We start from the raw sequence: 7,270 nt of genomic DNA on the forward strand, positions 1-7,270 counted from the left end.
TCCGGATAGCGCCGAGGCAGTACCGAACGTAAAACTTCATTTGATAGGAGCAAACATGAGTGTTGTTATGGCACGAATCGACAATCGCCTGCTTCACGGCATCATCGTGACGCAGTGGGCCCCGGTGTCGGGCGCGACCCGAGTCATGGTCATCGACGACAAGGTCGCCGGCGACGAGGTCCTGAAGTCCACTATGAGGATGGCGCGCCCCGCGGGCATGGCCGTCTCGATCATCTCCGAGCAGACCGCGCTCAAGAACTTCGCGGCGGGCAAGTACGACCGCGAGAAGGTCTTTGTCATCGCCAAGGAGCCCGAGACGATTCTTCACCTGGTCGAGTCGGGCATCGAGCTCCCGTCGCTGATCGTCGGCGGCTCTCTTGTCAAGGAGGGCGGCGTCCAGCTCACCCAGCGCGCCTATGCCTCCGCCGAGAACGTCCAGAGCTACAAGGCGCTCATCGCCCGCGGCGTCAAGGTGACGGCACAGTTCGTGCCCGCCGACAAGCCCGTCTCCGTCGCCGACCTCATCTAAGGAGGGATCATGGTCAACTTCACTATCCTGCAGGTCGTCCTTTTGACCCTGCTGGCCTTCATCAAGCACGTGGACTACTACGGCATCCCGATGATCTTCGTCAACTATGCCGTCTTCTGGGGCCTTATCACCGGCGTCGTCATGGGCGACTGGCAGACCGGCCTTGTCATCGGCGGCACCATCCAGCTCATGCAGCTCGGCGTCGCGGGCTTCGGCGGCTCGTCGATTCCCGACTACGGCACGATGGCCATCATCGCCACCGCCTACGGCGTGACCCTGGGCGCGGACACGGGCCTCGCCATCGGCCTGCCGGTCGGCATGCTCGGCATCCAGCTCGACGTCATCGTCAAGATCCTCAACGGCTTCGTCGTCGAGAAGTCCCAGAAGTTCTGCAACGAGGGTAAGTTCAATCAGATGAACGCCATCCTGTGGGTCTGCCCCGCGCTCTTCGGCCTGTGCGCCGCCCTGCCCGTCTTTGTCTCCGTGACGCTCGGCCAGCCCGCCGTCAACTGGCTCCTCGAGGTCATGCCTCAGTGGTTCCTCTCCGGTCTCACCCTCGCCGGCAAGATGCTCCCGGCCATCGGTATCGCCATGCTGCTCCGCTACATGCCCACCGGCAAGTACTTCCAGTACCTGCTCGTCGGCTTCTTCCTCTCGGCCTTCCTGAACGTGCCCATCATCGGCGCCGCCATCGTCGGCGTTGCCCTCGCGATCGCGTTCTACCAGCGTGCCGAGAGGGACACCGAGCTCGCCGCCCACGCTTCCGCAGACGCCTTCATCGGAGAGGATGAGTAACCATGGAAAACGAGAACATCACCGCCGTCGCCGAGGGCAAGCCCTCCGGCTACAAGGTCACCAAGAAGGATCTGCGCAACGCGAACTGGCGCTGGCTCATGAGCGTGTGCACCTTCAACTACCAGACCCAGCAGGGCGCCTCAGTCGCCTACGCCCTCTCGCCGGTCCTGAGGAAGATCTACACGAACGACGAGGACTATAAGCAAGCGCTCAACAACCACTTCCGCTACTACAATACCCAGCCTTGGCTCGCCGCCATCATCCTTGGCGCCTGCGTGGCCATGGAGGAACGCGACGGCCTAGCGGCGGCGGACGCCGTCCAAGACCTGAAGATCGGCACCATGGGACCGCTCGCCGGCGTCGGCGACTCCCTGCTCATGACCATGATCCCGACCATCATGGGCTCCATCGCCGCCTACATGGCCATCGAGGGCAACCCCGTGGGAGCCGGCATCTGGTTCGCGCTCATCCTGGCCATCTTCTGGGTCCGCATGCACGCCCTCGAGTTCGGCTACAAGCAGGGCGTGAAGCTCGTCACCGACTTCAGCGAGAAGCTTCCCAACCTCACTGCCGCCGCCTCCGTGCTCGGCCTCACCGTGGTCGGCTGCCTCATCGCCTCGGTCATCGGCGTCACCTGCCCGATTAGCTTCAGCTTCGGCGACGTCTCGATGGAGATTCAGCCGCTGCTCGACAAGATCCTGCCTGCCATGATCCCCGCCGCCATCACGGGAAGCGCGTATTACCTTCTTACCAAGAAGAACGCGAGCATGACGGCCCTCATCCTCGTGGTGATCGTCCTCGCGATGGTCGCCTCCGCCGTTGGCATCCTCGCCTAGCTTCGACCCAAGAGATTGGTGAATCAATGAGAAAGATAGTTGTGGCGAGCCATTCCCTTCTCGCCCAGGGCTTCAAGGACACCCTCGAGTTCCTTACGGGTAAGAGCGACGCCGTCAACGCCGTGTGCGCCTACGTGAACGACAACGGCGAGGGGCTCGACGCGGCGGTCGAGGCGGCTCTTTCGGGCACTGACGAGGTCGTCGTCCTCACCGACGCGCTCGGCGGCAGCGTGAACCAGCGCTTCTCCCGCTTCGCCTCCGACCGGATCCACGTGATCGCGGGTGTCAACCTCCCGCTCGCCATGACGGTCGCGCTCGCGCGCCCCGACGAGAAACTCGACTTCGACGCCCTCGTCGACGAGGCGCGCCAGCAGATCGTCTACGTGAACGGTGCCAGTTCCGCCGAGTGCGAAGACGACGAATAGAGGAGGTCGACGATGAGAGAGTTCCTTAAAGACGTGTGGATGCACGGCGGTGAGGAAAGCCGCGCCATCACCCCCGAGAACATCACGGGCGAGAAGGGCCGCGCCGCCATGTCGGCCAGCCACCTCGGCGTCGGCCGCAAGGGTTCGTGCTGCGTGCCCCTTGAGTCCGGCGAGACCATCACGCTCGCGGACATCGAGGGCCCCGGCATCATCCGCCACATCTGGATGACCGTCCCCGACAAGACCGCCGCCGGCAGCTTCGTCATGCGCGACCTCGTGCTGCGCTTCTACTGGGACGACGAGGAGACCCCCTCGGTCGAGTGCCCTGTCGGCGACTTCTTCTGCAACGGCTTCGGTGAGCGCGCCATCGTCAACTCGATGCCCATCTGCGTGAACCCGACGGGCGGCATGAACTGCTACTTCGAGATGCCCTTCAGGAAGCACGCCAAGGTCACGCTTACGAGCGAGCACCCCGGGTTCATTAAGTACATCTTCTACACGTTCAACTACGCGCTCACCGACGTGCCGGACGACGCCATGTACTTCCACGCCCGCTTTAACCGCGAGCGCAGCACTCGCAGGGGCGTCGACTACACCGTGCTCGACGGCGTGCGCGGCAAGGGCTACTACGTCGGCACCTACATGGCCCTGTGCGCCCTGGAGCGCTATTGGTGGGGCGAGGGCGAGATGAAGTTCTTCCTCGACGGCGACGAGGAGTTCCCCACGGTCACCTCGACGGGAGCCGAGGACTACTTCGGCGGTGCCTGGGCCTTCCTCGACAGGCCGCCCCACGCGCTGCCCGAGGCGCAGTGCTTCAACACGCTGTTCGCCGGCTACCCGTACCGCTCGACGCGCGACGCCACGCGCGACCGCTTCAGCGCGGGCAAGCCGAACCCGAACCCGATGCTCGCGACCAACGACGACGCGCTGCCCAGGCACGGCCTCTACAGGTGGCACCTTCCCGACCCGATCTCGTTCAAGGAGGACCTGCGCGTGACGTTCCAGGACCTCGGCAACGACGACATCAAGCTCTACGAGCGCGAGGACGACATCTCCACCGTCGCCTACTGGTACCAAAGCGAGCCGCACGCCGTGCTCGCCCCGTTTGCCGCAAGGCAGGACCGCGTGCCCAGGTAGGGTCGCCTCGAAACAAGCCAACGTTATGGGCGCCCGCGGTTGACCATGACTGCGGGCGTCCCTTTGTAAGGAGGATCACATGAGCGAAAAGCAAATGAGGCTCGGCGCCCTCGAGGCCGGCGGGACCAAGATGGTCTGTGCCGTGGTGTCCGGCGACGGCGAGGTCCTCGACCGTATGGAGACCCCGACGCTTACGCCCGCCGAGACCGTCCCACAAATGGTCGAGTGGTTCACCGCCCGCGATGTGAACGCGTTGGGCATCGGCGCCTTCGGCCCGACCTGCGTCGACCCCAACGATGAGCGCTACGGTTCCATCCTCCAGACGCCCAAGCTCGCGTGGCGAGGCTATGGTCTTCGCGCCGCGTTCGCCGACACCCTCGGGATTCCGGTGACCTACGACACGGACGTGAACGTTGCCTGCCTCGGCGAAGTAGTCTTCGGCTGCTGCAAGGGGCTCGAGGATGCCGTCTACGTGACCATCGGCACCGGCGTGGGCGCGGGCGTCATGTGCGCGGGCAGGCTCCTTCACGGCATGCTGCACCCCGAGGCCGGCCACATGCTGGTAAGGACCCGTCCCGCCGAGGAGGGACGCTGCGTCTGCCCGAGCCACGCGAGCTGTCTCGAGGGCCTCGCCTCCGGCCCCGCCATCGCCGCGCGCTGGGGAAAGCCCGCGGCCGAGCTCGCGGACAACGCTGAGGTGTGGGCGCTCGAGGGGGATTATCTGGGGCAGATGTGCGCGAACCTCGTGCTCATGTACTCGCCTCGCCGTATCGTCCTCGGCGGCGGCGTGATGCACCAGGAGCAGCTCTACGGCATCGTCCGCAAGAAGACCCTCGAATATCTGGGTGGCTACATCCAGACCGCCGAGCTTAAGGACATAGAGAGCTACATCTGCGCCCCGGGCTGCGGCGGCGACCAAGGAATCCTTGGCGCGGCCGAGCTGGCAAGAAGGGCGCTCGCGTAACTTGCGCTCTCTCCGCCATACAACGCGTTAAGGAAAGACGAGCGCTTCTTGCCAATTGGGCGGCAAGAAGCGCTCGTCTTTTGCATTTTTGCCTCTCAAAATCTTATTTTCACGATTTGCATTTTCATCCCATTGTCACCGACCCTTGCGAGAAACCGGAAAAAGCCGCTGACAGAAGGGTCTCTCAAATCGTTGTAACCCAGCATATAGCCGCGACTTGTGACCTGCAGACGGCTGTCCCACGTGCCGATTTCCTTGGCGGCATCCGAAACCGCAAAATATGCCCCCACATCCTTGATTTTTGCAGTCTTAAGCCATGTTTTTGCGATCATCTTTACTGCCATCCGATTGGCAGCATCAAAGACCAGCACACCGCCGGGGAAAGCGTCCGCCATCTCCCGCACCAGTTCCCGGACCTGCTGGGTCAGAAAGTAATAGAACACCCCGGAGGCAAAGAACACCGCCCCGCCGGAGGCATCGATTTTGCCAAACCATGCGGTGTCTTTCAGATCGCAGGGGATATTTTGTTCTCGATCCTCGGCGGGCAGCAGCTGCTGCCGCAAGGCAATCACATCCGGGAAGTCCAGATTGTAGATCTTGCATCTACCGTTGTCGCAGGTTCTGCCGGTGTTGTCCAGCCCACAGCCCAGATTGACCACCGCCGCATTGGGGTGGCCTTTCAGGTAATCCCGCACCTCGAAAGCAAGATCACCCTGCCGCATGGCCACCTCCAGCGCACCAAAGCGCTGCATCAGGCTGCGGGAGTTTTTCTCTGCCTCTGAAAAGTCGCAGTCGATCTGGTCGAGCAGGCGAACCGCTGTTTCATCCCTGTAAAGGTTCGGGTACAGCTCCGTACACAGCTTCCGGGAATACAGCGGGAGGATCAGCGTCTCCTGCACGGTGTTTTTCTCAATTTTACATTTCATAGGTTTCTTCCTCAGTGAATAAGAACTGTCATAATTGCCGCCAGCACAGCCGCTATGACCGTCATGCCTATCGCCATGTGCAGGATGGATGCAAAAATGCCCGTGCTTGTTACCCTTACTTCCGTGCCGTGACGCAGAGCCACCTTTTCTTTTTGCGTATCTGCACCTCGTGAAAACCCGCCTGCTCCAGACACGCCTTTAATTCAATGTCCTTGTAGATGGTCATGCCGCCGATGATCTGCGTCCACCTCTCGTCCTTGTCCGTATCGCCATTGCTCTCGTTGCAGATAAGAACTGTCGCGCCTGGCTTCAGCGTCCGCCAAACCTCACGGAAACATCGGGGCAAATCAGGCCAGAAATAGACGGTCTCAAAGGCCGCGGCAGCATCGAAACAGCTATTCTCAAACGCCATATCCGCCACACTGCCTTGCAGAACGGCGCAACGCCCCTCCTGAATTGCAGTTCGGTTGAGCTTTCTAGCCTTCTCCACGCTGACGGGCGAATAGTCGATGCCCTTGACGACGCCATGCGGGCATTTTTTCAGCAGTCGTTTTATGTTTGCCCCGCCGCCGCAGCCGCAATCTAGCACCTTGGCGTTTGGCGCAAGTCGTAGAAATCGAAGTCCCCACCGCGCCACAGGGCCGTGGCCCAGATTCATCATGGCAACCATAAGTTTTCCGCCGAGGCCCACGGGCTTGCGGGTGTTTTCAAAGAACGACATCTGGCCCCTCCGATTTCGTGCATTCCGTATAGGTCAACTGGAACGAGGCCTTCAGCACCGCGCTTTTCTGCACCGCCCAGCCGTTTTGACGCAGGAAACGCAGATATTCCTCGCTTGTCCACCTGCTGTGGAGGGGGAATCCCGCCATGCTCATGAAAAGGGCTTTTGCTTTGCCGGAAACCGAGTTCCCCGCGTGGGTGAAGGTTGGCGCGATGAGCACGCCGTCGTCCTTCAGCACCCGCCTGATTTCTTGCAGGGCCTTTTCCGGATGCGGCACTATGTGAAGCGCGTTGGACACGATCACCACTTCGAAGGACTTCTGTGCATAGGGCAGGCGGAACATATCTTGTACGGAAAAGTGCAGCTTTGCGGATTGATTGTCCCGTTTTGCTTCAAGGATCATCTTTGCAGAAGCGTCCGTAGCCTCGATGTGCGCCGCCGCATTCACGATGCTCTTTGCGATAAGCCCCGTGCCGGTGGCAACCTCCAGCACGGTTTTTGCTTTCACCACCGGCCGGATCAGCCCATACATCTTCTCATACGCCGCCCGGTCGTTTCGCATGAAGCGGTCGTACCGACCGGCATTCTTGTCCCAGAAGTCCTTGCGTTCGTGCATGGCTATCGCCCCCAAAAAGTTAGAGCCATCTAACCATAACACACGAATCATGCAGTAAAATAAGGCTAACCTTATTTTCTTGGCAAAGATGCATCTCTTCGGTTTTCGCTTATAACAGCGCGAGTCAGATACTAGGCTGGAGCTGAAGAAGGAGTTTGGCGGACAGGTAGGTCGATACCGGTTCCCGGAACGGTGATCCAGTCAATTACACCAGGGCTCTAGCCATTGAGTGGGAATAGAAAATTCCTTAGTTATGGGGGTATAAATTTGATTCCCTTTAGGATACACCCCCATAACTATATGAATTGACCTGCTGACTCC

Annotated in this window: 9 protein-coding genes; 6 read left to right on the top strand and 3 right to left on the bottom strand. The window is 60.9% G+C overall.

Annotation, left to right across the window (positions count from 1 at the left end):
* Positions 1-55: 55 nt before the first annotated feature.
* The 6 genes from PGW49_RS06880 (at position 56) to PGW49_RS06905 (ending at position 4,686) form a co-directional block, all read left to right on the top strand.
* Positions 56-529 (top strand): PTS sugar transporter subunit IIB, encoded by a 474-nt coding sequence (locus PGW49_RS06880; protein ID WP_055287016.1) that lies wholly within the window; start codon positions 56-58, stop codon positions 527-529.
* A gap of 9 nt (positions 530-538) precedes the next feature.
* Positions 539-1,324 carry a PTS mannose/fructose/sorbose/N-acetylgalactosamine transporter subunit IIC gene (locus PGW49_RS06885; RefSeq protein ID WP_055287014.1) on the top strand — a complete coding sequence of 262 codons (786 nt, stop codon included), beginning with the start codon at positions 539-541 and terminating at the stop codon, positions 1,322-1,324.
* Positions 1,325-1,326: 2 nt separating this feature from the next.
* On the top strand, positions 1,327-2,160 hold the full coding sequence (locus PGW49_RS06890) for a PTS system mannose/fructose/sorbose family transporter subunit IID (protein WP_270226031.1): 834 nt from the start codon (positions 1,327-1,329) through the stop codon (positions 2,158-2,160).
* Positions 2,161-2,186: 26 nt separating this feature from the next.
* Complete coding sequence (locus tag PGW49_RS06895; protein WP_055287011.1) at positions 2,187-2,585, top strand: PTS sugar transporter subunit IIA; 399 nt, start codon at positions 2,187-2,189, stop codon at positions 2,583-2,585.
* Between the two features lie 12 nt (positions 2,586-2,597).
* Positions 2,598-3,722, top strand: coding sequence for a glycoside hydrolase family 172 protein (locus tag PGW49_RS06900; RefSeq protein ID WP_172676343.1), 1,125 nt, complete (start codon positions 2,598-2,600; stop codon positions 3,720-3,722).
* Positions 3,723-3,801: 79 nt separating this feature from the next.
* Positions 3,802-4,686, top strand: coding sequence for an ROK family protein (locus PGW49_RS06905; protein ID WP_270226032.1), 885 nt, complete (start codon positions 3,802-3,804; stop codon positions 4,684-4,686).
* A 95-nt stretch (positions 4,687-4,781) separates the two neighbouring features.
* Here the strand turns inward: PGW49_RS06905 and PGW49_RS06910 are convergent, their stop codons facing one another.
* From PGW49_RS06910 to PGW49_RS06920, 3 genes are all read right to left on the bottom strand, one after another.
* On the bottom strand, positions 4,782-5,612 hold the full coding sequence (locus tag PGW49_RS06910; protein WP_270226033.1) for a class I SAM-dependent methyltransferase: 831 nt from the start codon (positions 5,610-5,612) through the stop codon (positions 4,782-4,784).
* A 115-nt stretch (positions 5,613-5,727) separates the two neighbouring features.
* Positions 5,728-6,333 (bottom strand): class I SAM-dependent methyltransferase, encoded by a 606-nt coding sequence (locus tag PGW49_RS06915; RefSeq protein WP_270226034.1) that lies wholly within the window; start codon positions 6,331-6,333, stop codon positions 5,728-5,730.
* On the bottom strand, positions 6,320-6,949 hold the full coding sequence (locus PGW49_RS06920) for a class I SAM-dependent methyltransferase (protein WP_270226035.1): 630 nt from the start codon (positions 6,947-6,949) through the stop codon (positions 6,320-6,322). The genes PGW49_RS06915 and PGW49_RS06920 overlap by 14 nt, the downstream gene beginning before the upstream one ends.
* Positions 6,950-7,270: the final 321 nt, after the last annotated feature.

It is taken from the genome of Collinsella aerofaciens (assembly GCF_027679495.1).
GTDB classification, from domain to species: Bacteria; Actinomycetota; Coriobacteriia; order Coriobacteriales; family Coriobacteriaceae; genus Collinsella; species Collinsella aerofaciens_AK.